The sequence below is a fragment of the Puia dinghuensis genome, from assembly GCF_014642875.1.
GTDB classification, from domain to species: Bacteria; Bacteroidota; Bacteroidia; order Chitinophagales; family Chitinophagaceae; genus Puia; species Puia dinghuensis.
In genome coordinates, this window is sequence record NZ_BMJC01000003.1 from 14,620 (window position 1) to 37,911 (window position 23,292).

The 23,292-nt window shown below is 47.7% G+C and carries 21 protein-coding genes and 1 tRNA gene; 4 read left to right on the top strand and 18 right to left on the bottom strand.

Annotated elements, in window-relative coordinates; genetic code table 11:
• Nucleotides 1–13: 13 nt before the first annotated feature.
• Complete coding sequence (gene gap, locus IEY39_RS13370) at nt 14–1,027, bottom strand: type I glyceraldehyde-3-phosphate dehydrogenase (protein WP_188932334.1); 1,014 nt, start codon at nt 1,025–1,027, stop codon at nt 14–16.
• A gap of 396 nt (nt 1,028–1,423) precedes the next feature.
• Between gap and IEY39_RS13375 the strand changes: the two genes are divergently transcribed.
• Both IEY39_RS13375 and IEY39_RS13380 read left to right on the top strand, forming a co-directional pair.
• Nucleotides 1,424–1,495, top strand: a tRNA-Glu gene (locus IEY39_RS13375).
• Nucleotides 1,496–1,670: 175 nt separating this feature from the next.
• Nucleotides 1,671–2,102, top strand: a complete 432-nt coding sequence (locus IEY39_RS13380; protein WP_188932336.1) for a helix-turn-helix domain-containing protein — start codon at nt 1,671–1,673, stop codon at nt 2,100–2,102.
• Nucleotides 2,103–2,111: 9 nt separating this feature from the next.
• Here the strand turns inward: IEY39_RS13380 and IEY39_RS30235 are convergent, their stop codons facing one another.
• The 14 genes from IEY39_RS30235 to IEY39_RS13450 all read right to left on the bottom strand — a co-directional run bounded on the left by IEY39_RS30235 (nt 2,112) and on the right by IEY39_RS13450 (nt 12,369).
• The gene (locus tag IEY39_RS30235) at nt 2,112–2,351 is read right to left on the bottom strand and encodes a helix-turn-helix domain-containing protein (protein ID WP_188932338.1); all 240 of its coding nucleotides are present in this window, start codon (nt 2,349–2,351) and stop codon (nt 2,112–2,114) included.
• Nucleotides 2,352–2,360: 9 nt separating this feature from the next.
• The gene (locus IEY39_RS13390; protein ID WP_188932340.1) at nt 2,361–3,263 is read right to left on the bottom strand and encodes a HEPN domain-containing protein; all 903 of its coding nucleotides are present in this window, start codon (nt 3,261–3,263) and stop codon (nt 2,361–2,363) included.
• 10 nt (nt 3,264–3,273) lie between these two features.
• Entirely contained in the window at nt 3,274–3,612 is a 339-nt protein-coding gene (locus IEY39_RS13395; RefSeq protein ID WP_188932342.1) for a hypothetical protein, read from the bottom strand.
• 168 nt (nt 3,613–3,780) lie between these two features.
• A complete protein-coding gene (locus IEY39_RS13400; protein WP_188932344.1) occupies nt 3,781–4,080 on the bottom strand; it encodes a helix-turn-helix domain-containing protein in 300 nt (99 codons plus the stop codon).
• 46 nt (nt 4,081–4,126) lie between these two features.
• Nucleotides 4,127–4,585 carry a response regulator transcription factor gene (locus IEY39_RS13405; protein WP_188932346.1) on the bottom strand — a complete coding sequence of 153 codons (459 nt, stop codon included), beginning with the start codon at nt 4,583–4,585 and terminating at the stop codon, nt 4,127–4,129.
• Nucleotides 4,586–4,618: 33 nt separating this feature from the next.
• Nucleotides 4,619–6,031, bottom strand: coding sequence for a hypothetical protein (locus IEY39_RS13410; protein ID WP_188932348.1), 1,413 nt, complete (start codon nt 6,029–6,031; stop codon nt 4,619–4,621).
• A gap of 13 nt (nt 6,032–6,044) precedes the next feature.
• On the bottom strand, nt 6,045–6,389 hold the full coding sequence (locus IEY39_RS13415; RefSeq protein WP_188932350.1) for a hypothetical protein: 345 nt from the start codon (nt 6,387–6,389) through the stop codon (nt 6,045–6,047).
• The gene (locus IEY39_RS13420; protein WP_188932352.1) at nt 6,382–6,693 is read right to left on the bottom strand and encodes a helix-turn-helix domain-containing protein; all 312 of its coding nucleotides are present in this window, start codon (nt 6,691–6,693) and stop codon (nt 6,382–6,384) included. Before IEY39_RS13420 ends, IEY39_RS13415 begins: the two co-directional genes overlap by 8 nt.
• A 142-nt stretch (nt 6,694–6,835) precedes the next feature.
• The gene (locus IEY39_RS13425) at nt 6,836–7,756 is read right to left on the bottom strand and encodes a hypothetical protein (RefSeq protein WP_188932354.1); all 921 of its coding nucleotides are present in this window, start codon (nt 7,754–7,756) and stop codon (nt 6,836–6,838) included.
• 12 nt (nt 7,757–7,768) lie between these two features.
• Entirely contained in the window at nt 7,769–9,031 is a 1,263-nt protein-coding gene (locus IEY39_RS13430; RefSeq protein ID WP_188932355.1) for a site-specific integrase, read from the bottom strand.
• A 1,096-nt stretch (nt 9,032–10,127) separates the two neighbouring features.
• Nucleotides 10,128–11,003: an alpha/beta fold hydrolase gene (locus IEY39_RS13435; protein WP_188932356.1), complete on the bottom strand. Its 876-nt coding sequence runs from the start codon at nt 11,001–11,003 to the stop codon at nt 10,128–10,130.
• Between the two features lie 55 nt (nt 11,004–11,058).
• Nucleotides 11,059–11,481 carry a VOC family protein gene (locus IEY39_RS13440; RefSeq protein WP_188932357.1) on the bottom strand — a complete coding sequence of 141 codons (423 nt, stop codon included), beginning with the start codon at nt 11,479–11,481 and terminating at the stop codon, nt 11,059–11,061.
• Between the two features lie 70 nt (nt 11,482–11,551).
• Nucleotides 11,552–12,052 (bottom strand): SRPBCC family protein, encoded by a 501-nt coding sequence (locus IEY39_RS13445; protein WP_188932358.1) that lies wholly within the window; start codon nt 12,050–12,052, stop codon nt 11,552–11,554.
• On the bottom strand, nt 12,049–12,369 hold the full coding sequence (locus IEY39_RS13450; protein ID WP_188932360.1) for an ArsR/SmtB family transcription factor: 321 nt from the start codon (nt 12,367–12,369) through the stop codon (nt 12,049–12,051). Before IEY39_RS13450 ends, IEY39_RS13445 begins: the two co-directional genes overlap by 4 nt.
• A 628-nt stretch (nt 12,370–12,997) precedes the next feature.
• On the opposite strand from IEY39_RS13450, the gene IEY39_RS13455 reads away from it, so the two are divergent.
• On the top strand, nt 12,998–13,789 hold the full coding sequence (locus tag IEY39_RS13455; RefSeq protein WP_188932362.1) for a carboxylesterase family protein: 792 nt from the start codon (nt 12,998–13,000) through the stop codon (nt 13,787–13,789).
• A gap of 341 nt (nt 13,790–14,130) precedes the next feature.
• Nucleotides 14,131–15,270 carry a serine hydrolase domain-containing protein gene (locus IEY39_RS13460; RefSeq protein ID WP_262892860.1) on the top strand — a complete coding sequence of 380 codons (1,140 nt, stop codon included), beginning with the start codon at nt 14,131–14,133 and terminating at the stop codon, nt 15,268–15,270.
• A gap of 405 nt (nt 15,271–15,675) precedes the next feature.
• Here IEY39_RS13460 and IEY39_RS13465 read toward each other — a convergent pair whose 3' ends face one another.
• From IEY39_RS13465 to IEY39_RS30135, 3 genes are all read right to left on the bottom strand, one after another.
• Nucleotides 15,676–17,436: a RagB/SusD family nutrient uptake outer membrane protein gene (locus IEY39_RS13465; protein WP_188932366.1), complete on the bottom strand. Its 1,761-nt coding sequence runs from the start codon at nt 17,434–17,436 to the stop codon at nt 15,676–15,678.
• A gap of 12 nt (nt 17,437–17,448) precedes the next feature.
• On the bottom strand, nt 17,449–20,430 hold the full coding sequence (locus tag IEY39_RS13470; protein ID WP_188932368.1) for a SusC/RagA family TonB-linked outer membrane protein: 2,982 nt from the start codon (nt 20,428–20,430) through the stop codon (nt 17,449–17,451).
• Nucleotides 20,431–20,731: 301 nt separating this feature from the next.
• Entirely contained in the window at nt 20,732–23,236 is a 2,505-nt protein-coding gene (locus IEY39_RS30135; protein WP_188932370.1) for an FtsX-like permease family protein, read from the bottom strand.
• Between the last annotated feature and the right edge of the window lie 56 nt (nt 23,237–23,292).

The following is a 23,292-nucleotide window of genomic DNA, read 5'->3' on the forward strand; positions in this document are numbered from 1 at the left end:
TATTCGTTAGACCTTATTTGGAGATCAGTTTGGCGAAGTAGTGCAAGCTGCGAACGAGCTGGCTGACATAGCTCATTTCGTTGTCATACCAGGAGACGGTCTTTACCAGTTGGGTGTCGCCGTTGGTGATGACGCGGGTCTGGGTGGCGTCGTAAAGCGAACCGTAACGGATACCGATGACATCGGTGGAGACGATCTCGTCTTCGGTGTAGCCGAAGCTTTCGTTGGCGGCGGCTTTCATGGCGGCGTTGACTTCTTCGATAGTGACTTTTTTGCCGAGGACAGTGACGAGTTCGGTAAGCGAGCCGGTGATGGTGGGGACGCGTTGGGCGCCGCCGTCGAGTTTGCCTTTGAGTTTAGGCAGGACCAGGCCGATGGCTTTTGCGGCCCCGGTGCTGTTGGGAACGATGTTGGCGGCAGCGGCGCGAGCGCGGCGGAGATCGCCTTTGGCATGGGGAGCGTCCTGGGTATTTTGGTCGTTGGTATAGGCGTGAATCGTGGTCATGAGACCGGAGACGATACCGTATTTGTCATCCAGCACCTGGGCCATGGGCGCCAGACAGTTGGTAGTACAGGAAGCACAGCTGATGATGGTTTCGCTGCCGTCGAGGGTGTTGTGGTTGACGTTGAAGACGATGGTCTTCAGGTCGCCAGTGGCGGGTGCGGAGATGACGACGCGTTTGGCGCCGGCTTTCAGGTGAGCTTCTGCCTTTTCTTTATCGGTGAAGAAGCCTGTGCATTCGAGGACGACGTCTACGTCGTGGGAATTCCAGGGAATTTCGGCGGGGTTCTTCTGAGCGTATATTTTTACTTCCTTACCGTTGACAATAATGGAATTTTCGGTGGAAGTTACCTTTTCTTCGAAGCGGCCCTGTGCGCTGTCATATTTCAGCAGGTGAGCCAAAACCTTGGGGCTGGTCAAGTCATTGATCGCTACTACTTCAATCCCCTCCAGCGTATGAATCTGGCGGAAAGCCAATCGTCCGATGCGGCCAAAACCGTTGATAGCAACTTTTACTGTGCTCATAACGATGAATTTGAATTTTGAATTTTAGAGGCCGAAGGTACAATATTGGGTATTATGAGTTTATAAATTTTTGGGTATCAATTGAAAAGATGAGCTAATTTTTTTAAAACCAATAGCTTGGCGTGGTCGAATTTGTGTTGGAGATAATGTGCCTCTTTTCGTGGCCCGTGGCCGGTCCTGGTGCCCCTTTTCCTGGGTATTTTTGAGGACATCCGAGCCTAAGCGATGGATGCGAACGAGGACGGCCGTGTCGAAGCAGGCCGGACGAAGTTCTGAGCTTGCGGCTGTGGAAAGCAACGACAAAACAAATTGATGATTAAAAATTTGGCCGGTTTTTGAATGGACTATATCTTTGCACTCCTTTCACGGAAAACCGGCAATACGGTTTATACGAAAGCCGCGTTGGTCAATCGGTTAAGACGCCTCCCTTTCACGGAGGAATGAGGGGTTCGATTCCCCTACGCGGTACAAAAGAAACGGTGTAATGTATTGATAGCGAATATACTACACCGTTTTTCTTTTAGCCTCGTGGTCGGTTTTGTGGCCGAAATTTTTATCTTTTAGGTTTTTAGGTCTGTGTTCGTTACTTTGTCTCTGGTTTAGTAGCTCATTTGTTCCAATCACTCACAACCTATTTTGAAACATGACAAGTACAGCTATGCCCGAAACAATACATCATGGTCGAAACGTTAAGCGCTTCCGCGAATTGTTAGGAATTAAACAGGAAATTTTAGCCGCTGAATTGGGGGAGGATTGGAACCAGAAAAAAATTTCCCTCTTAGAGGGTAAGGAAACCATTGAACCGGAACTACTAGAACGTATAGCTAAAGCATTGCATGTGCCAGCTGATGCCCTCAAAAATTTCGATGAAGAAACGGCCATAAATAACATTCAAAATAACTATGACAGCGCGGTTATTAATGGCGGTCCACATATCAACTACAAATGCACGATCAACCCTATTGACAAATGGGTGGAGGCGGTAGAGAAAAATGAAAAGCTCTACGAACGGCTCCTAGAATCAGAAAGGCAAAAGGTTGAAATCCTCCAAAGCCAGTTAGCCGCGAAGAAGTAACCCGCCAGCTCAGGGACCGCAAAACTCATAGGCCGCCATTGTTGGCAGGCCGTAATATTGGCAAAGCCCATAAACGATTGATATGGGTAAATGAGGCCAGCGGCCATTTTCAGCCTTTGCCACGGTAGCAGGAGAAATACCTATAGCAGCCGCAACCTGTTCCCTGCTTAGTTTCCGGGCCATACGGTATATATACAGATTGAACCCTAACTCTTCCAGGGATTGGTATAATGTCAGCTTTGTACGCATGGTATCGGTTTAGGGTTGTGGGTTCTCCACGACCAGGGGAAAGGAAATAATCCGGTTAGTGGTACAGGCTTTTAGCTTTTCCTCGTAGAGCATTTGCGCAATGGCCTGTAATTCCCTCACTCGTTCGACCAGGATCGTCGCCTTTTCAATGGGTAAATTGTATCCGCTTTTATACCTGCTATCGGAATATCCACGTACCAGTAAATCAAACAGCTCCGTTTCCTCCGTTGTGATCCGGGGAAATATGGTCATCGGGAGTAAAGAAAAGGCTTCCGTTAATGCCAGTAAGCGGGTCAGGTTGTGCGTATTGGTCCGATACCCGGTAGCTGCCCGGATTAGGGCGATACAAGTATGTTCAACGGCCTGATGGAGTAAAAACCCTGTGAGGACCAGCCAGCCGGAGGACAGGCTATAGGCCGCCGCGTTGTAAAACTGCTGGGCAAGGCCGTACTCCTTTGCCCAATACGCTTTGATCTTATCAGCCGTACCCGGTTGGTCGGGTTGCGCTGGGGGCGTCACCAGCTGGCCGCTGTTTCTTTCGTATAACAAAACGCCTTCGTGGTATAGGTCGGTAAAGAATGGGGAATCCTCCGCAAGGGCCGCGTTGACAAAGGAAAGTTTATGCACGATGGACGTTACATACGCCAGGGGCTTACTAACCTGCTCGACTAGCTGGATGACCTCATAGTCCTGCCGCTTTTCTTCGACCCCTGTGATGATTAGAAGGTGGTAGGTATCCTTATCCTCCGTGAATTGCTCACCGAACAGGAAAAGGCCCCAATCCTGCGTGGTATAGGTCCGGTATCCGTAACAAACGATCTTTTCCGGGGAAATGGCGGATACAATTTTCTGTACCAGCTCCGCCAGCTGCTTTACCTGTCCTTCCGACAGGTGGGACATTGTTGTAAGCATAGGGCACGGATTAGCTGGCGGGAGTGGTTTTTCTTGTCTTTTTATTCTTCGCAGGTGTGGGCCTGTCTGTCTTTCTTAGCTTCTCTTTCAGCTGGTCGTTTTCAAACTTTAGTATTTTGATAACCTGCCGTTGGGCTAACAGGGTATCCAGCTGTAAAACCGATGTGTAAATATTGGTCCCGTGGGTTCCGTAGAGCTGGCCCAATGCCTCCGCCTGTTTATAGGTAATCAACACTTCCCCGTCCTCTATTTCTTCGTACTGTTCGGGGGTGATCTTCAAAGCGGCGGCAATGGCTTCGTTGGTTTGTTTGTGGGTTTCTTTGCAGTGTAGCAGCAAGGCGTTACTCATAACGTGTAAGGTTTATTACTGCCGGTAAGTTACGGTCCAGGGTAGGGGATATTCTATTCCTGTAGCGTCTATTTCACCAGGAGAAGCGGATATTTTATCCCGCTCCCCCTGGTATTTTATTCCCGTTTATATTCTCCTGAATGAAAGACACTCCTTTGCAGGAGATACTTACCGCTTCGCTGCCTTCAGGTAGTTGTATACCGTAGTCCGGCTCTTTCGGATTGTCGCGGCTATCTCCTGGTAACTGAACCCCTGTTTCCTCAGCTGGGCGGCTCGCTGCTGTAGGGTGTCCGGTCGGGCTTTTTCCTTAAACCGGTATTCGCTCGCCCACCGCTGGACCGTCCGGGTGGATACGTCTAACAATTTGGCCGTTTCCCTGGCCGTTAAGCCCTTCAAATGGTAGTGGTAGGCCCTCAGTACTTCCGGGGGCATTTGACCCGCTGTATCGCTTTGTTTTACTTTTGGCATACGGTTAAACTGAAATGATAGAAAATATACTTTTTCCGCTTCGTACCTAAAGGCCGCCATTATGCGCAGTTGGCTGAACTGTTTTTGAACTATACCCCCGTGGGCCTTTCGTTGCCGTTGCTTTTCCCTGCCCGGCCAATTTAGCCCCTTTTCTACCCTGGTATCCATTGCCCGTTGGCTGTATGGCTCCATCCGTGTACCGGGCTATCGTCTTTTCTATTCCCGTTAAAGCATTCGCAAGGTTGTACAGGATCATCGGCGGGGTAGCCTTGTCCCGGCTAAGGGCTATTAACCGTTTCTGCATCTCGTTTCGAATGGTCAGGTAACTACCTACCGGCAGCTCCTTCGCCCAGGTACTTGCCGTCTTTACCGATATACCCAACCGTTGGGCTATCTCCCGTTGTAACATACCTTTCCCTTTGAGGATGGCAAATTCTTTTCTGAACCGGACCAGCTGGTCGTGTGTATGCTTTTTACTTTTCCCTTTTGTTGTCTGTTCGTTCATGGTTGATGGTTTGATGTGTTTGCTTTTTCTTCTCTACTTTTCCCCTGTTCCCTTTCCTGCCCCTTCCTTCGGCCCCCCTGCCGGGGGCAAGATCGTAATATCCTCTACCCTATCCAGCCAATCCCGACTAATGGCTAGTTCCGTAGGGTGTAGGGTATATACAGCCCCCTGGTTATTCCTGTACCTGACGTTAATCAATCGGTTTCCCTGTTTGGCTTTGGATAGGATACGCTTATGGTCCCTTCTCTTATTGCTGTCCCTGTTCCGGCATTGCTTTGCCTTTGGACCGTATACCTTTTCTGAACAAAAACGACTACGTTTATCCTGTCCCGATATATCCCGACCACAAGAAATACAACGACGGGAAGGGAGGATACTGATAGGGCCAGTTACATTATTTATTTTTTTAATATAAAGATCCTCCTTACCCGAAAAACCTGCAAGGGGTTTCGTTAATTCCTGGTCCTTCTCTCTCACCTTTTCTTTGATACATTCAAGCGGTGAAAAAGTGGGTAGGTTGACTGCTTCCAATTTTTCCGACAGCCGGTGAAAAGGTGGGGCGTTGTCTGCTTCACTGCTTCCCGCAAATTGCTGCTTCCAGGTCGTGACCAGGAGGGGAGCAATGACCGCAGAAATGGGGTGATCGACATACCGGCCAAACAGGGCCGCCAGCTTCTTACGACTGTCCCGGAGCTGGTACTTGTTCATGGCCTCCCAGCTGGCCGGACTGCCCAGGTATAACCATTGCTTTTGCTCCCGGTCGTTCATGCGGTCCAGCTGGGCGGCCTTGTCGGTCCAGATGATCCCGCCCAGGGCATCGGTCAGCACTTGTATAAGCGGGTACACCTTGCCCGGATCGGTCAGGGCTTCCAGGTGGGTAAGGCCGTAGCCGTCCAGGTAGCGCATTTTGTTCACCTTCACTTCGAATCTGAGCAGGTCGCCGCAATCCGTATCGCTTTGCGCGGCCTTATCGTAGAGTTTTATATCATAGTCCCAAAGGCAGCAAAGCAGGCCCTTGCGTTTGTTCCGTTTATGGATCAGCTGGAAAGGTTTGTTTTTGTAGCAAACGGCATTGTTCAGCACCCGCAGCGGGGTAAACGGCAAGGGGATATTTAGACCGATCTCGATACCGTGCAGCTCCAACCGGTCAGGCATTACGCCAATGGCGGCACATAGCCCGCTGATCGTATCCAGGAGGCCGGTAAACGGGAAGGCGTCGGCGTTGTGCTCCCCGCCGTTGTGGTACTTGTGCAGGCTGCCGTTAATGGTCAACCGGTAGCCGGTGGCGGCGGGTTTTAGTTCCATGTTCAGCCCACGGAAGGAGGCCCGCCGCACATCGTCCACCCGCTGGCCGGTCTTTTCATTTACCAGCACTTCCCAACAGGATAGGGCCGTTAAGTGGGTCCGGTCTGGCGCATAGTGTACTAATTGGATACCGTCGATCATTACCCTGTCCTGGTTACTTGTAGTTGAACAGGGTTTGAATCTCCTGCAAGGCGTTGCCCAGGTATTGCCGGGCCTTGTAGGCGGCATCGGGTTTGTCGGACCGTTCCAGGATGGACAGGATTAGTATTTCCGTGGCGATGGTCACGTAACAACCGGCTGCCCATTCCCGCCGACCGTTGCCCCTGGTCGCGGGGGTGTAGGCCCATTGCCTGTTAGGATAGGTTTGCAGGCAGGCCAGGGCCGTTTCTATCTGTTCCAGGTGTTTCCTTTCCGGCAGCACAATAATGTCGGCCAGCTCGTCCAGGGCGGCCATTATTGCGCCTTCCTTCTTCGTCAGGACGGATACTACGTTACGCATGGGCCACCTCCTTTCTGCTGCCAACATTGACGGCGGCGGCCTTTACCTCACTGAGCAGGAAACGGGTCTTATTCCCGATCTTGTAGGGTGTGAGGATACCCGCGTTCATCCAGGCATGAACAGTGGGCAGGGAGATTTTAAACAGGTCGGCCACCTCCTGGCGGGTAATAAACGGGTCCGTTTCCTTCGGGGCCGCTGATCCTTTCAGCGTGGAGATTTTCAGGTCCAGCAAGTCACTAACGGCCTGTAGTAACGTTTGGCTGCTGACGCTTTCAACCTGTAAGAGTTTGGATTGCATTTGCATAACAGAAAATTTTGTTTCTGCTGCAAAATGCGCCGGGCGTTAAGCGGTCAGGCGGTAGCAAGTGGGTACAACAATTTTAAGCCCGCTAAACTGCTGGTTAGCGGGCCGATACATAGTGAAAAGTAAGGGGGTAGTAAGTGGGTTAGCGCCTTTTATCGTAGGCGTTTTTCAGCTCGTCCAATTCCGCTAAAGCCAGTTTAACGGCGGCGGTATTCTTGTCCGCCCTCAGCAATTCGATAGCGATTTGTAAATTACTCAGCCGGGCTTTGGCGGCATTCGCATTGCCGGAAATCCCGACCCGTTCCATCTTATCCCGCTGGATGGCCTGATAGTGATTATACAGGTCGTTGCCGCTATTGGGGGAAGTCTTGCCGAATCGTTCCGCCAGCTGCCGGGCGTTGGTCTTGCGGACCGTCTGGCCGCCTGATAGGGTGACATAGTAGAAATAAAGCGCGACGGCCCTGGTCGGGATGATGGGGACCGCTCCCGGATCGGCGGCCAGCTCACCAGCTGGCGGGCGGGTTGCGGGTATCTCACTTGCTGCCGTCTCTACGATCCGGGCAAATTCTTCGGGCGTGTAAAATTGCAGTGGGGCGTATTCGTTGTTAACCTGTCCTTCTTTGGCATAGTGCAGGAAATACAGCCGTTCGTTTGTGCCAAGGCGTTGGCATTCGGTTATAATTTGCCCGATCCGCAACAAATCGTTAACCTGTCTTATCTCCACTTCGCATTGGTTAATTAGGGCTTTAATAGGCTTTAAACGTATCTTTTCCGACAGGTGCTTTTCTGGTCCGGTAAGCGGTTTGCCGTTGAGGATAATTTGAGGGCGTGTAACGTATTGGGGTGTTCTGTCCTTTTCGTTCTCCTGGTCAATGACAGATAAAAGATACTCCTTTCGTTTGTTCAAATCCTTTATATCCCTGGCCTGAAATATGTCTCTATAGTATGGTCGGTCCTGGTACACCCGATTTTTAAATATCTTGTCCGGGTCTGTATCGGGTATCTGCTTGTATATAGTTTCCTTCGGTCGTATGTTGTCTGCTATCTTTTCTATGTCTATCATGGAAGCCGGTAGTTATGCGGTTTGCTTTATTTCTTCATTGTCCCATACCTTACTGATCATTTCCGCGTGTTCCAATTTGCTGAGGCGGATATATATGCGAAATGCCTTTTCTGTTTTGTGGCCGGTGATCGCCATAATGGTTTGAATGGGTAAGCCTTTTTTGTACAGGTTAGTCGCACATGAGCGGCGGCCCGTGTGACTGCTCACTAACTTATACTTTTCGGCTACCGTCTTTACGGTCGCGCCGCCTTTGGTCTGAGTTATTTCTACTAACTCCGTAATCTTTGCCTCTTTACAAACGTCCTTTATATAGTCGTTAAATTTTTGGTTTGAAATTTTCGGCGGGCGTGTGTCTTTATACTTATCGAATATCTCCTTCACTTTGGGGTGTATGGGTATCGTTACAGGGTTGTTTGTTTTGGTTTGGGTAAGATCAATAAACCCGTTTTTGAAGTGATGGGGTTGCAATTGCATAAAGTCGGAGAATCGAAGGCCGGTATATGCGCCGATCATAAACAAATCCCGCACCCGGTCAAGGCGCGGCTGATCCGACAATTGCAGGGCGGCGATCTTGGCTAATTCGGCTTCATCCAAATAAACAGAATCCGCGTCCTCCCTTTTGGCTTTGAAGGACCGGCTTTTATAGTCCAAGTTAACGGTGATCTTTTCAGAAGCGGCGGCGTTTAGAAACGTCTTTAGCGTCTCTATGTATTTGGCGACAGTGTTAGCGGCGTATTCCTTGCCGCTTGTAAGCCATTGCTTGAAGTCGGTAAGCATATCCAGGTCCAGGTGGTCAAAGGTCAATTTATTGCCGCTCTCCTTTTCATATTCCTGCAATATATTTCTGGCAGTGTTGTACCGTTGAATGGTTCGCCTGCTTACCTTCTTCCCTGTGTCGGGAAGTATCCGCGTGGGAGCGGTCTCAATAAACTTGTTTACAAAACTCCAAAAGGTAACGGTTTCAACGACCTTTCTGCCCGTGTGCAGGTCCAGGCGTTCTTTTAATAGTGCGGCTGTGATCGGCAAATTGTCAGCTACGGCAGCAGTGTATATCCTTTGGGCGGTTATCTTCAATTCCTGCAAGTTCCGGTTAATGTCATTTTTCATTACCTCGTCGATGGCGTTGACCTTTTGGGCCTTCTTATTCCAGTGAAGGGGCTTTACTTTCCATTTGGTGGGATACCTGTACCTATTGCCGTCCCAACGTAGGACCATGTATATATTTTCCGGGTCTTTGGAATCTTGCAGCCTGAGATTGAAATTTACCTTTATCATGGGTGCGGATTTCGGTAAATATAGGTTAAACCGCTAAATAGGTGGCCGGTTTCGTGGTCGTTTTTTCTTCACTAATTGATATTTTTTCACACTTCGTTTAACGGCAACTAGCAAACGAACACGTTATAAACAATTAAAAATGAATGAATAACACAGGCATTTGTTAGGTGTGCAAAAAAAGAGCAGTTAAGCCATGAGTAGTGCCCTACGCGGTACATAAATTTCTTAGCAAGCCCCAAATTGACATTTGGGGCTTCTTATTTACTGCAAATCAATAACTTCTGAGTGCAGGTTTGATTACCCTTATCAATGAGTTGCGAAATCATTTAGTTGAGTCTAAAGTAAAAGTGGAAGCCCAATTCACTATCAACTAAGTAATTGAGTGGATTCGCCAAGTGTTCGACTTCCCCTACAGGGGTTACGCTTTCACTCAATAAAATGCGCTAACGGTTAGGTGCATCTTCATCAAGGACGCACTGTACAATGAGAGATGCCACGAGTCTAAGAAGTGCGTCCTCTTTCTCGCTTATTTCTGGCTGCTCAAGTTTTGTTTTTACAGCTTTTGGCTTTCTTCGGGCCTCCTTAATAATTGGAATTGCATTAGCTACATTACTTCCTTTAAATTTCTTTTGCCAACGAACTAGGACCTCTAAAGTCAAATGATACTTCCGCAATGTCGGCTCTAGACCGTTAAGATGAACCGCATTTAGAATAACTGATTTCTCGTGAGTAGTAAACCTCTGACGAGAGTTTCTCATATCGTTTATCACATTTACGAAAATATGCTAAGGTATGTCTGAGTTAACCCACAACCCTTAAAGCCCGGTCATTGATATACGATGATCGGACCCAGGATGCAATTAGCGTCCTTAAAGATATTATTGGCGAAAAGCCTGCCACCGGGATTTGGGATACTGCTTTAAGGACAGCGTGTGATAAATCAATTGAATTTAGATGAGGCAACTTGGCAGCGTGGAAAGGCGTGGGCATTATGGAAGGCGCAAAAAATGTATTAAAAGAGATTTTTGAAGACTAAATTATGAAATCCAATTCGGGAAAACCTGATGCATCTTTTTACTGCCAGATATGATTATGTTTATTTCAAAAAGTCATTCAGGTAGCCTAAGATTATTTTTGTTTGCATCATCAGGCTCACATGCCCTTGCGAAGGAACAATGGCCAAATACGATTTTGGCATTGGGTGCAGGTCTGCGGCAACACCACCACCCAACAATTGATATGTTTTCATCAACTCAATTTTATCCAGTCCGTCATTGTCACCCGATATAATTAATACAGGCGCAGCAATTTTCGCAATATTCGAGTCCCCCACGTTGAATGGAACTTTAGCGAAGTCAAACATCTGCTTTAAGAAGTTCGTCCATTTTGTTTTATCAGGCGCCACTGCATCGTATCCGGTTTTTATAGGCGTATTATCAAAAAATTCGGGTTTAAAATTTTCAAACGCGCTGTTTACTATGGGTAACCAACCATCTGTTTTATAGGTGGAAGAAATGATCACTAATTTTCTTAAGCGTCTAGGGCTTTGTACAGCAAACTGGTAAGCTACAGAGCCGCCCATACTATATCCTGCTACATCAGCACTGTCAATTTTCAGGTAATCCATCACACCCTCCACATCACTTGCTAAAGTAGTAATCGATAATTTTCTATCTGAAAAGGGAGTATGCCCATGTCCTTGAAATTCAATGGCAATTACTTTCCTGGTTTTTGACAGATCAGGGATTAATTGGCTCCAGTTCATACCGATCGTGTAAAAGGCTCCGTGTAATAAAACGATAGGCCTACCCTCGCCATATACTTCGTAATAAACTTTGATGCCATTAACAGGTGCGTACCCACTGTTGGAAGGTTTGATTTGCTGCCCGTTTGATCGGGATGCTGTCAATATAATGACTACAATTAGCAGTATTGATCTAAGTGGATTATTCGTTTTGAGTAAATTTTGCATAACGTGATTTAGCTTTTGTTTGAATTTTATTGACAAGACAAAGATGGGATTCCTTTCAGGAGTCAAATTCCACAATCCATTCAATGCCGTATTTGTCTCTAAAACAACCAAAATATGAACCCCAGGGACTATCACCAATAGGCCCTTCTATTTGTCCTCCCACTGAAAGCCTATTGAATAATTTGTCTGCTTCTTCCTTACTTTCCGCAGTTATTACAATTTTACTTCTGTTCTCATTCTCGTTTGTTCTTCCCATACTTTCCGGAACATCATTTGCCATCAACATATTGCATTTACCGATAGGTAAAGCAATATGCATAATTTTATTTTCTTCTTTTTTCGCTATCGGGAATTCAGGGCTTGCAAGGTCTTTGAAACGAATAACTTTTGCAAACTCTCCGCCAAATACTGATTTGTAAAAGGTAAATGCTTCTTCGGCATTTCCGTTGAAATTAATGTGAGGATTGATTAGTGCCATAGTTACAATATTTTAGCTTGTTAAATTGTTTGTTCTATTAAAAGTTTATTCAAAATATTTTCAACAGAAATCATTTCCCGGATAATGTTGCCAACAGATCTTCTAAATTGTTTATTGACATCTTAAATCCTTCTTCGAAGCCCATTTCAATCATTTTCTCCATGCGGGCAAGAGATTCATTATAAATAGTAATGCGCACGGTTGTCTTTCCGTTCTGTTCGCTAAAGGTGTAATCCCAATCAGAACCGGGTAATTCAGGGTTTTCGTCTTTGTCAGCAAAAGCATTAAACATTTTGAAATTGGTTTTGGGGCTAATTGAAGTGTATTTCTGAATTCCCCAACGCTCTTGTCCTTCAGGGCTTATCATCGCATAAAATCTTCGTCCACCAACCTTGAAGTCCATAAATTTTGTCCTTGACGTCCATGGTTTAGCTGCCACCCATTGGTCAAGAATTTCTGGTTTGGTAAAAGCATCCCATACCAGTGAAAGGCCGGCATCAAACTCTCTGGTTATGAGTATCGTTTTTGTTGCTTTGTCTACGGTAAAATCAAATAGCAAACTGTTTGTCATTTTTTCTTTTTTTTAATTGTTGATAATATCTCGTCAAGTTGATTAAATTGAGTTTCCCAAATTTTCCTGAATTGGGCTAACCAATCGTCAAACTCTTGCATTTTTTTTGGATTAAAATGATAATAAATCTCTCTGCCAGATGGCTCAGGTTTAATCAATTCGCATTCTTGTAATACCTTAATATGCTTTGATACTGCCTGTCGGCTCATATCAAATTTTTCCGCCATTGCATTTGGCGTTAATGATTGAATAGCAATTAAAGTTAAAATAGCCCTCCGTGTTGGGTCAGCTATGGCTTGGAATATGTCTTGTTTCATTTTTCAATACTTAATTACGCAACCTTCAGGTTGCAAATATATATGCAACTTTTGAGTTGCGCAAATTTATATGCAATTATTTTTGTCGAGGTAAAATGTCGGGAAGTTTTAGTTGTTGTCGGAGGGATTGTTGCAATCCCACCCGATCCGACCTCCATTTTAAGCAAAAAACGAGTCTCCCGCCGAATTGATGGTGTGGCACATTGTGGCACGTTTTCCAGCCCCCACTTGCTAAAGATTTCCTGAAATTGAAGGTATTATGAATCCCCTGATATAGGTAATCTGTTGCACAAACCGCTCGAAATGTTCGAACCAATTCCCCGACAGGGTACACGCAATTTGTGGCACAGATTTTTGAAGGCCATCTCTTATAGAGGTGGCCTTCTCGCTTTATTATCAATTTTATACAAACACCATTTTTTCAGATCAAGCAAATTCGTGTGCCACATTTACCCGCCAACTATTGTCTCCAACAATAACCCACTCCGCTAAAAACATACAGGTGCTGTATCAGAATCGTGCACCACTCAAAACGGGGGATAACTCAAAATGTTGACCTACATCCATTTAGAGAACGGTATTCTTTTGGGGGGATTTCCAAATTAATCGTAATTTCCAAAATATAGGTATGAAAAGAATTGTTCCCCTTCTTACGCTATTAATAAGCATTCATTTCTCACAGGCGCAGGATTTCAGCGCATATAAGAAAGAATTATTTATTCGGGGAGCAGATACATTGCGCTACCGGATTTTATATCCCGAAAACTATAAAAGAGAAATAGCCTACCCTTTAATTGTTTTCCTGCATGGCGGCGGCGATAGGGGAAATGATAATGAACACCAGCTCGAGTTCGGCGGCACGCTGTTCTTAAGAGACACCTTGCGAAAACGATTCCCGGCCATTGTTGTTTTCCCACAATGCCCTCGGGATAGTTCTTGGAGCAGGTTTACGAAAATGACGGATACGACGGCAGCGGACGTGCGGAACCGCTCATTAAACACATACGATCTTACCACTCCCGAGCGTTTGGTAAAGTTATTAATGGATAGCCTGGTTCGAAACAGGATCGCTGATAAAAAGAGAATTTATCTCGGCGGCAATTCACTTGGCGGTTTCGGAACCTATGATTTGGCGATTCATTATCCGAATTATTTTGCAGCGGTATTTCCGATTGTCGCGCAGGCCAACGTAAAAGTGTATACTGAAAAAGCGGCTGGAGTCCCCATTTGGATCTTTCATGGGGCGCTTGATGAAATTATCGATCCCCAGCCCGATAGGGATTTAATCAAGGCTTTACAAGCCGTTGGCGCGAAGAATGCGAAGTATACTGAATATCCAAACGCCAACCACAAGAGTGGTGCAAACAGTGCATTTGCAGAACCAGGGCTGCTTCCATGGATATTTTCGTTTAAAAAATAGAGTATGGTCACATTTTGCTTTGAGATTCTGACATCTCGTGACAAACTGAACTTAAGCCAGTCGGCGAGTACTTCGAACACCTTAAGAGATCAAAATATTGCAACATCGTAGGAGGGAATAACCTACTTCTCAGTAAAATTTTGAAGGTCGCGCCAGGAGGTGTCCGATAGTGAACAGAAAGTGTGCGCTTATCATGCAGCTTCTTTTACCTGCTATTGAATAATTCATTGTGCAACAATCAAAAATGATATTGGCTCCTTTGTTGTTCTCAAAGAAAATAACTCTTTTGTCACATGAAGAATTTGCGATTTTATCATTTCGGTTTGTTATGCATAGTAACAATGGTGATAAGTTCATGCACGCGGTCGCCAAAAGCAAATGAGCCCATACCGGTTGGCTTCTTGCCAGAGAATATAAGAACGGTTGATAACCTCGTGGCCGCTTTTATGAATAAGTATAATATTCCAGGACTGTCGTTCACCATTGCCAGAAATGACAGCATTAAAATTAAGCGGTGTTACGGCTATGCCGATAAAGAAACGAAGGAATTGATGAACCCCGGCAACTGTTTTCGGATTGCCAGTATCAGCAAGACCTTTACTACTACGGCCATCATGAAATTAGTCGAACAAGGTAAATTGCACCTTCAGGATAAGGTCTTCGGGCCAGGCGCAATTCTCGGAACTACTTACGGAACTTATCCTTACAAAAGATGGGTAGAGGAAATTACGGTGGAGCATTTATTGGAGCATTTGGGCGGTGGGTGGGCCGATTTTGGTAATCATAACATGAAGGACCAGAGTAATGATCGGGATCCCGTGTTTCTGCATCGTGAGATGGACCTGGATGCGTTGATCAGTTGGGCAGTCGGTAATCAGCCGCTTAAGCATGAGCCGGGCACGCACTTCCAATACTCTAATTTCGGGTTTGATCTGCTGGGTCGGGTGATCGAAAAGGTAACAGGGATGAAATACGAAGAATTTGTTCGTAGAACCGTATTGCAGCCTTGCGGAATAACGGATATGCAGATGGGTGGCAATACCCTTGCAGATCGGTTGCCGGGAGAAGTGCACTATTATGACAGTCAGAATGATCCCTACACCTTGTTTGATGCGCGCAGATTGTATTCGAACGGAGGATGGATAGCCACGCCGACTGACCTGGTTAAATTCATCATGCGGGTGGATAAATTTCCACAAAAGGCAGATATTTTGGAACGGGCCACACTGGACACGATGTTCTCGCCACCCGCGTTTAACCCGGACTACGCCAAGGGATGGTTTGTAAACAAATACGGCGATTACTCTCATGGTGGCGGCTTTCCGGGACTACAGTCCCTGGTGGTCAGGACGCATGATGGCTTTTGTGGGTCCGTGATCGTGAATACACGGTCCTATAAAGCCGTTTTCGGCAAGAAGTTGGATGAGTTAATGTGGCAGATACTGCAGGCAATAAGCTACTGGCCGAATGGCGAAATATAGCGGAAAATAGCCGATGGGCTATTGCCTCATCGCCCGTCGAGGAATTCGAACACCTTTGGTACGCCAGACGTGGCACGCAATCCGTCCATGAGTTCGCATTATTATTTATTTGCTATCGCAAACCCGGCAATCTATAGCGACTTATAAAAAGCAAACTTTCAACAAATTTCGAAAAGTGTTCGATCCAGTTCCCCGACACGGTACCATATGGGAATGCTCTGAATATTCGGAGCATTTTTCTTTTAAAGGATCGCTGAAACCGGCCACTGGCCAGCACATCCAGAGAACGACCTCTTTGATCAGGATGTCTCGATAAAGTTCTTCCCTTCTAAAAAAATGAAAGTAAAAGGCCGCCTCAATTTACTTTGAGACGGCCTCATGAAGATCATTTACAGACTTCTATTTCTAATAGCCAGTATTCTGCGTAAATAACTTTGAAGCATCCATTGTAGACTGGGGAATGGGGTAAATACGGCGGAAAGGCTGAGATACGGGTTTTGTCGTACCTGCTGCCTCGAAGGTGCCGAAGCGGATCGAAGCTTTTCTTCTGTACTGTTCCCAATACATTTCAAACCCGGTTTCATTGTAGAGCGTTGGCATGTCAATAGAAGTAAGCGCTGTTCCGGGAGCATTGGCATAGAGCGCCTCACGCGTCCGGCTGGTACGCAGGGCATTAACATCAGCCAAAGCCTGCGTGGTTTGGCCTTTGCGTAAATAAGCTTCTGCGCGCATACAATACATACCGCCAAGACGATACATCGGAATAGCGCAATTGCTTCTACTGTTAAGGCCTGTCGGATCAAACTCAAATTTGAATGGCCGGACACCGCGATTGATCTCCAGCTGGGTGAATACTCCCTGAGTGGGATCGTCAAAATTAAGATCGGGTGTAAAGTTCATCAGTTGGGTGGGCGCCTTTTCGCAATACAGCATATTTACTTTGATACGTCCGTCGGGTGTACGTTGATAGTCAGTAGATCCCGAGAGGCTTGGTCCATACTGTTGACCAACCTGCAAACCGCGGTTGTAATGGAACCAGGGCAATGTAGCACCTCCCACTACAGCAGTGGTAACCGGTACGCTAACATCAGTACCGTCGTTCATAAACCAGGTGCCATCGGCGTATTGATAATGCCTTTGAAAGCGCGGATCGTTATGATTGTTATCCCACGTATGATAAAACTCGGGGGTAATACAGGAGGCATTGGTACCCCGGTTGGCCGGAGTAGGTTTCTGATTCCTTTCCATAGGCATATAAGCAAAATTATTGCTGCTGCCGGTGAGGGTGCTCACATGCTGGGTTATTACAAAGATGAGCTCAGTTCCGTTCGAGTTCTGAATATCGAAATTGTGGAAAAAGTTGCTTTCCAGCTTAAATTGTCCCGACCCAATCAGATTGGAAGTGTAAGTGATCACTTTATCCATGTCCGTTCCGTTGCCATCAACCGCTGCTTCACTAAAATTAAAACCGCTGGTATTATAACGGTCTTTGAACACAGCACGGTTAAGGTACATATCCGCCAGCAGGGCATAAGCAGCCTGTTTGGTGAAACGCCCATTACCCGTATTATTCTGGCCGATGTTCGCCAGAGCAGGTATTAATGACTCCACATCTGTGATCAGACTGTCGATGGCTGTTGCTGCTTTTCTCACCTGCAGTGGAGCATTGGCTGAGCTGGGGTCGCGGTAAGGCGCCTGGCCAAACAGGTCTAAGGCATGAAAAGTGTATAGATCCAGCAGGGCTTTGGCTTCCGCCAGCAGCTGAGCCTTGTTGGGATCATTCGATTGGTTAACGCTGTTGATGGCAGTGAGCGATTCGGTGATACCGAGATTAAGGCTATTCCAGGTGTTGGTGATCATAGAATTAGTCCCATCCCAGGTGAATTCATGAATAGCGCGATAAATACCACCGTCACCCCAGTCGCTGCCACGTGTAGGCAATATCGCTTCGTTAGTTGAATATTCCTGCAGGGCAAATGTCTGGGCATGGTTTACAAATGTTCCATTGTCCATTTGTCCGTATGCCGCGGCCAGCGAATTTTGAGGACTTGCACTACTGGAGCCCAGCACTTCATCAATTACCTGTTCTTTAAGTTTGGTACAGGCTGCCATAGCCACTATAAGAAAAACGCAGGCTATTTTCAGTTTAAATGATTTCTTGTTCATATTCCAAATGATTTAAAATTTGATCGTTGCGCCTAACAGGAATGTTTTTGCCGCGGGATAGGTAGCATAATCAACACCCAGCGACTGGTTACCGTTTGCATTTTTGTCAGTATTCACCAAAGGATCGTAGCCGGAATACTTAGTGATGGTAAACAGATTCTGAGCGCTTACATATAAGTTGAACGATTGCATCCAGGGGAGTTGTTTGAAAGTAAAGGTATTTCCCAAACGGAGATTGTTGAGACGGAGGAAATCTGATTTCTCCAGGTACAGGGACGACACGGTTACCGGGTTGCCAAGGTTTGCGTGAGCATCGACATATTTTTTCAGCACGTTGCGGTCTGTTGACAGGTTGTTGATGTTCAGCTCGAGCGCGGTGTTGTTGAACAGGTACCCACCGGTTTGTCCAATGAAGGAAATCCCCAGATCAAGGGTCTTATAGCGTAGCAGGCTATTGAAGCCGAAGTTGAACGTCGGAATTGCCCCCTGAAAGATCTGCTTGTTCGCTGAGAATATATCCTTTCCATTTTGGTCGTAGCCCAGGTGGTTTAACATATAGAATGAGCCTGCCGCATAGCCATTTGTATAGATGTTTGCTGTTACACCGGAAAGCCCCGGACCTGAGATGCTACCAGAAAATAATTGGGAAACAGGAAGGCCTTTGATGGTGTTTTTCAGTGTAGATCCGTTTACATCAACAGTCAATGAGAGGTCTTTTCTGCTGATCAGCTGGGAACCCAGTGTAAGCTCAAAACCCTTGTTCACGATCTGGCCAGGCACATTCGCCCATACGGTACTGGTGGGGCTTAATGGTTGTGAAGGGATGTTCAGGATAGGATCTTTTGTGGTTTTGTTATAATACTCCAGTGAACCGTACAGTTTGTTCCTGAAGAGTTCGAAGTCAAGACCCACGTTGTATTGTTCAACAAGCTCCCACTTGAGATTGGGGTTGGCGGTACGGTTGACTACAAGTCCATTCACCAGGTTAGTGCCATCCAGGTAATATCCAGAGGCCGTTGATAAAGAATAGCTGGCCTGGGTAATTTTGTTGGGAACTTCCTGGTTACCGGTTTGTCCCCAGCTGGCACGCAGCTTCAGGCTCCTGATCGCGGAAACATTTTGAAGAAACGATTCGCGGGTAAGATTCCAGCCCGCTGCAAAAGAGGGGAAGTAACCATATTTGTTATTGGCACCAAAACGGGTAGAACCGTCTGCACGCATAGATGCAGTAAGCAGAAACCGATTGTCGTAGTTGTAGTTCAAACGTCCGAAGTAAGATTGCAGCTCGTTCTCCTGAGCGTAACCGCTAGGGCTGATGGGCGTACCGGAATAACCCGGATTATACATGGGCGGTACACCTGCATTCTGTGCGGCAATGTTCTGCATACCGAAAGCCGTACCTGCGGCGTTGAACTTTTGATAGGAAAACCCACCTAATACTTCTACCTGGTGTTTTTGAATAGCCAGATTATAGGTGAGGTAATGTTCCAGCAAAGTAGTCAAATATTTCAGGTCGTTTTGTACATATTCGCCCTGGGGGGTTCTGTCGGTAACGTTAGGGTATATGGTCGTATTACGCTCCGAAGTTGATTTATCGAGCCCCAAATTGAAACGGTAGGTCAATCCCGGTAACAAACGCAACGTGGCTTCCACATTGCCCAACACCCGGAAAGTATTGGTTCTGTCATCATATACGCTGAGCACGTATAGGGGATTGAACAACTGGATCATGTTGAAATTGGTGTATTTGCCGGTAGAATCATATATAGTCCTGGTGGGATTGGCCATCAGGGCGTACATCATAAACTGTCCGTCTGACCCGGCAGTATTTCCGTTGGGTATACCACTTTCATCGATATTGCTGGCGGTCAGGTTCATTTTAACGATCAACCGCTTGTTGTCGAAGAACGATTCTTCGGCATTCAACCTGGCGGTCGTCCTATTGAAGTCGCTATTCTTTACAATACCATTCTGATCGAGGCGGGAAAGCGATGCATTAAAGCTGCCTGTAGCAGTAGTTTTCGCAAACGACAGGTTGTGGTTTTGTATAAAGCCATTGCGGAAGATCGCATCCTGCCAGTCAGTATTGCCACCGTGATCGAAAGTCGGACTGGGCAGTGCCTTCCGGTATTCTGAAGCAGTCAGCACCCTGATCTTCCTGATAACAGAAGAGGTACCCACATAGGTATCGTAGGTTAATGAGGGATCGCCCTTTTTACCACGTTTGGTAGTAATGAGCACTACGCCATTAGAACCCCTGGCGCCATAGATGGCCGCAGCAGAAGCGTCTTTCAATACAGTGATGGTCTCGATATCACTCGTATTCAGAAAGTTGAGTGGATTCTTGGCATCCGTGCTACCCATACCCAGATCGGGGCTGCCTGCGCTGACGTTATCATTGCTGAGGGGTACGCCATCTACCACGAAAAGCGGTGTGCTGCCGCTGCGGATAGAACCCACACCACGGATGAATACATCAACACCCGCACCGGGCTCACCACTTGATTGCGCGATACGTACGCCTGACACTTTACCCTGAAGCATGTTGTCTGCAGAAATGGTAACCCCTTGCCGTATATTATCAGCCTTCAACTGAACCAACGCACCGGTTAAATCAGACTTTCTACGACTCCCATAACCTATAACTACCGCCTCTCCGAGCTGGCTGTTGCCAATTGTCATGGTCACCTTCAAGGATGTGCCGCTGACTGTTACTTCCTGATCGCTGTAGCCAACAACAGTGATCATGAGTTTTTCGCCATCGGTTGCAGGCAGGGTAAATTCTCCCTTTTCATTGGTTGTTGTCATTTGTTTGGTGGAAAGTGATTTAACTGTGGCGCCGGCAATAGGTGTGCCATCCGGGCCAATCACTGTTCCTTTAACAGGCTCCCCTGAGGCAACCTGGTGATACATGTAATGGTCTGGCATATTAGCCCGGGAAAAGCTAATGCACGATAACCATACTCCTACCATAAGCAGAAATCGAATGTTCATACGTATACGTGTTTTAAGTATTTGGTTAAAAAACAATTTGATATATATAGAATAACTGTCTGTCGATATCTTTCGATGGCATACGAGTTGGTTTCTGTATGCGCATACACAAAATGGCCTTTGAACCCCTAGTGAGTAACAATTTGGTAATATAGGCTAGAAAAGAAGGTGTGTACGGGTAGCAGCATGGCAACCCGAAGCTGCTGACCTCGGGCTTGATTGCAAGTCGCCGAAGAAAACAGCAGAAAAAGAGTGGAAGATCATAGAAGGCCATCTCTTGACGAGATGGCCTTTTTATTTCTTATTCGCTACGCAGCGACTTGACGGGGTTGGCCGTGGCGGCACGGAAGGTGCGAAGACAAATGACGATGAGAGCGATCAGCAGCAGCGCGCCGCCGCCCAGTGCGAAGACCCACCAACTGAGCGTCGTCTTATAGGCGTAATCCTGAAGCCAGGCGTGGGTGGCCCACCAGGAGAGCGGGGTAGCAATGGCGAAGGCGATGGCGACCAGCAACAGGAACTCCTTTGAGAGGATGGCAGTGATCTGTGTCACGGAAGCGCCGAGCACCTTCCGAATGCCGATCTCCTTCGTGCGCCGGTTGGTGACATAGATGACCAGACCCAGCAGACCTAGACAGCTGATAAAGACGGTAAGACCCGTGGCCCAGCGCAACAACCGGGAGATACGCTGCTGGCCGTTATAGCTGTTGGCGATGCTTTCATCCAGGAAGTTGTAGCTAAACTCATCCTGCGGATAGGTACTTGCAAAAAGGGTCTTCATCGCCGCAATGGTCCCTTGCCAGTCTTCTCCATGCCCACCGCCTTCCCCCTTCGTCCGCAGGGTGACGATAAGGTCATTCGCCCGATTCATCATCCTGCAAAGGGCCATGGGCTTGATCTCAAAGCTCAGGGCATGGGCATGGAAATCGCGCATCACCCCTACGATGGGCATAAGGCGGTCGTCCCAGTTGATCATTTTGCCGATGGCCTCTTGTGGCTGGCGGAAGCCCAGGGCATGCACGGCAGCTTCATTGATGACGAGCTCCCTTGCCGTGTCGTTTGGCAGCAGGTCCCTGCCAGCCAACAACGGGATCCGGAACATCCTGAGATAGTTGGGATCCCCCGCCTTCATTTCCATGGCTAACTGGATATCCTTCTTTCCATCCTTATATTCCATGCCCTGTGTCCACCAGCCCCAGCCAAAGGGCACGTCATTCGCAAGGCTGGCCATACGGACACCCGGCAGCCGCTTCACCTGGTCGAGCATATAGACTCGCCGCAGCATTGACGTATCCCTGTAAGGTAGTTGGAAACTCAGAATCGCCTCTTTGTTAAACCCCAGGTCCTTGTCCAGCATATACCTTATCTGTTTGCTCACCAGCAGGGCACCCATAATAAAGAACTGTGCGATGACGAACTGAGAGACGGTGAGCCCCTGGCGCACCCATGCGCCGCGAGTCTTGGCCGTCCCGGCATAGGCCTGGTTCTTCAGTACCACCAGTACCTTGGAGGAGGACAGCACGAGGGCTGGGTAGATGCCTGCCAGCAAGCTGACCAGCAGGACCAGAAGACCGAGAAAGACAGTGAGGAAAGGTTGGGTCAGTGAGAAATGGAGTCCCGTCGGAATAAAATCGGCGAAGGCCTTTAGAAGCAGGGGGGTCAACAGGATGGAAAGCATGGTAGCCGCCAGCGTGATGAGGAAGGTCTCGCTCAGAAACTGGAGGACCAACTGACGACGCGTACTTCCCAGTGTTTTGCGGATGCCGATCTCCCGGGCCCTTTGCGTACCCTGCGCGGTCGTCAGGTTGATAAAATTGATGCTGGCTAGCAGCAGGAGAAAAGCGGCGATCAGCATGAGTCCATACAGAGTGGGTTTGTCGGCGAGCTCGACATTGAAATTCCCATAATCGCGGTTAAAGTGGAGATCGCTCATCGGTTGAAGGCGCCATGTCTCTGTGAAATTGTTTTTCTTCTCGCTCTCCCCTTCGTACTTGTTGCAGAAGGCCTTTAGTTGAGCTTCAATGGCGGCCGGCTTCACGCCTTTACCCAGCCTGAGATACAACTGCTGGTCGCTTGAAGTAGCGCTCCACTTGTCCCAGTAGAACTGCTTGCGCAAGGCAGGGTTGTCCAGCACGGTGGCGAGGGAGAGGAATTCCTTAAAGTTGAAATCGGTGCGCTGCAGGCTGTCGAAGTCCCGAACGACCCCGGTTACCTGGGCGGTCAGGGTGTCGTCATAGGTGAGGGTCCGCCCGACAATGCTATTAAGGGGTTGGTTGGGGAAATATAGTAGCGCCCTGCTCTCGCTGAGGACTACGCGACCCGGTTCGGCCAGTGCGGTGGCAGGTGAACCGGCCAGCCACTGATACGGCAGCAGCTTGAAATAGGCCTCGTCGGCGAAGATGAGGTGCTTCGGATTGTGGAAGGTTGCCGGATTTGCGGGATTTGTGCCCGGGCCTGCGGACGGGCTTGCGGCCTCGTTGCCCGGCACGACCAGCTTACCCGCATTGTAATAGCGAAAGCTCACCACCAGATCGGCCCCCGTCAGCTCTTTTTTTGCGACATCAGCAAGGAGGGCATGCGTGCCGCGTGTGTGGCCAGTATTGCCCTGATATACATTGTCGCTCACGACCCGGTAGATACGATCGCCATCGGGTTCGAAGCGGTCGAAGCTGAAGTCGTACTGGACGATGAGGAAGATGACCAGGGAGGCGCTGATACCGATGGCGAGACCAAGGATATTGATCAGGGAGAACAGCTTGTTATGGCGTAGGTTCCTGAGCGCGACCAGGAAGTAGTTTTTTAGCATGTCGGTGGGGGATGGTTGCGTTTACCGCAACACAGAGAATGCCAATAAATTACGGT

Coding starts and splice junctions, on each gene's coding strand:
- gap (WP_188932334.1), bottom strand. CDS start 1,027: ATGAGCACAGTAAAAGTTGCTATCAACGGTTTTGGCCGCATCGGACGA.
- IEY39_RS13380 (WP_188932336.1), top strand. CDS start 1,671: ATGACAAGTACAGCTATGCCCGAAACAATACATCATGGTCGAAACGTT.
- IEY39_RS30235 (WP_188932338.1), bottom strand. CDS start 2,351: ATGCGTACAAAGCTGACATTATACCAATCCCTGGAAGAGTTAGGGTTC.
- IEY39_RS13390 (WP_188932340.1), bottom strand. CDS start 3,263: ATGCTTACAACAATGTCCCACCTGTCGGAAGGACAGGTAAAGCAGCTG.
- IEY39_RS13395 (WP_188932342.1), bottom strand. CDS start 3,612: ATGAGTAACGCCTTGCTGCTACACTGCAAAGAAACCCACAAACAAACC.
- IEY39_RS13400 (WP_188932344.1), bottom strand. CDS start 4,080: ATGCCAAAAGTAAAACAAAGCGATACAGCGGGTCAAATGCCCCCGGAA.
- IEY39_RS13405 (WP_188932346.1), bottom strand. CDS start 4,585: ATGAACGAACAGACAACAAAAGGGAAAAGTAAAAAGCATACACACGAC.
- IEY39_RS13410 (WP_188932348.1), bottom strand. CDS start 6,031: ATGATCGACGGTATCCAATTAGTACACTATGCGCCAGACCGGACCCAC.
- IEY39_RS13415 (WP_188932350.1), bottom strand. CDS start 6,389: ATGCGTAACGTAGTATCCGTCCTGACGAAGAAGGAAGGCGCAATAATG.
- IEY39_RS13420 (WP_188932352.1), bottom strand. CDS start 6,693: ATGCAAATGCAATCCAAACTCTTACAGGTTGAAAGCGTCAGCAGCCAA.
- IEY39_RS13425 (WP_188932354.1), bottom strand. CDS start 7,756: ATGATAGACATAGAAAAGATAGCAGACAACATACGACCGAAGGAAACT.
- IEY39_RS13430 (WP_188932355.1), bottom strand. CDS start 9,031: ATGATAAAGGTAAATTTCAATCTCAGGCTGCAAGATTCCAAAGACCCG.
- IEY39_RS13435 (WP_188932356.1), bottom strand. CDS start 11,003: ATGCAAAATTTACTCAAAACGAATAATCCACTTAGATCAATACTGCTA.
- IEY39_RS13440 (WP_188932357.1), bottom strand. CDS start 11,481: ATGGCACTAATCAATCCTCACATTAATTTCAACGGAAATGCCGAAGAA.
- IEY39_RS13445 (WP_188932358.1), bottom strand. CDS start 12,052: ATGACAAACAGTTTGCTATTTGATTTTACCGTAGACAAAGCAACAAAA.
- IEY39_RS13450 (WP_188932360.1), bottom strand. CDS start 12,369: ATGAAACAAGACATATTCCAAGCCATAGCTGACCCAACACGGAGGGCT.
- IEY39_RS13455 (WP_188932362.1), top strand. CDS start 12,998: ATGAAAAGAATTGTTCCCCTTCTTACGCTATTAATAAGCATTCATTTC.
- IEY39_RS13460 (WP_262892860.1), top strand. CDS start 14,131: ATGGTGATAAGTTCATGCACGCGGTCGCCAAAAGCAAATGAGCCCATA.
- IEY39_RS13465 (WP_188932366.1), bottom strand. CDS start 17,436: ATGAACAAGAAATCATTTAAACTGAAAATAGCCTGCGTTTTTCTTATA.
- IEY39_RS13470 (WP_188932368.1), bottom strand. CDS start 20,430: ATGAACATTCGATTTCTGCTTATGGTAGGAGTATGGTTATCGTGCATT.
- IEY39_RS30135 (WP_188932370.1), bottom strand. CDS start 23,236: ATGCTAAAAAACTACTTCCTGGTCGCGCTCAGGAACCTACGCCATAAC.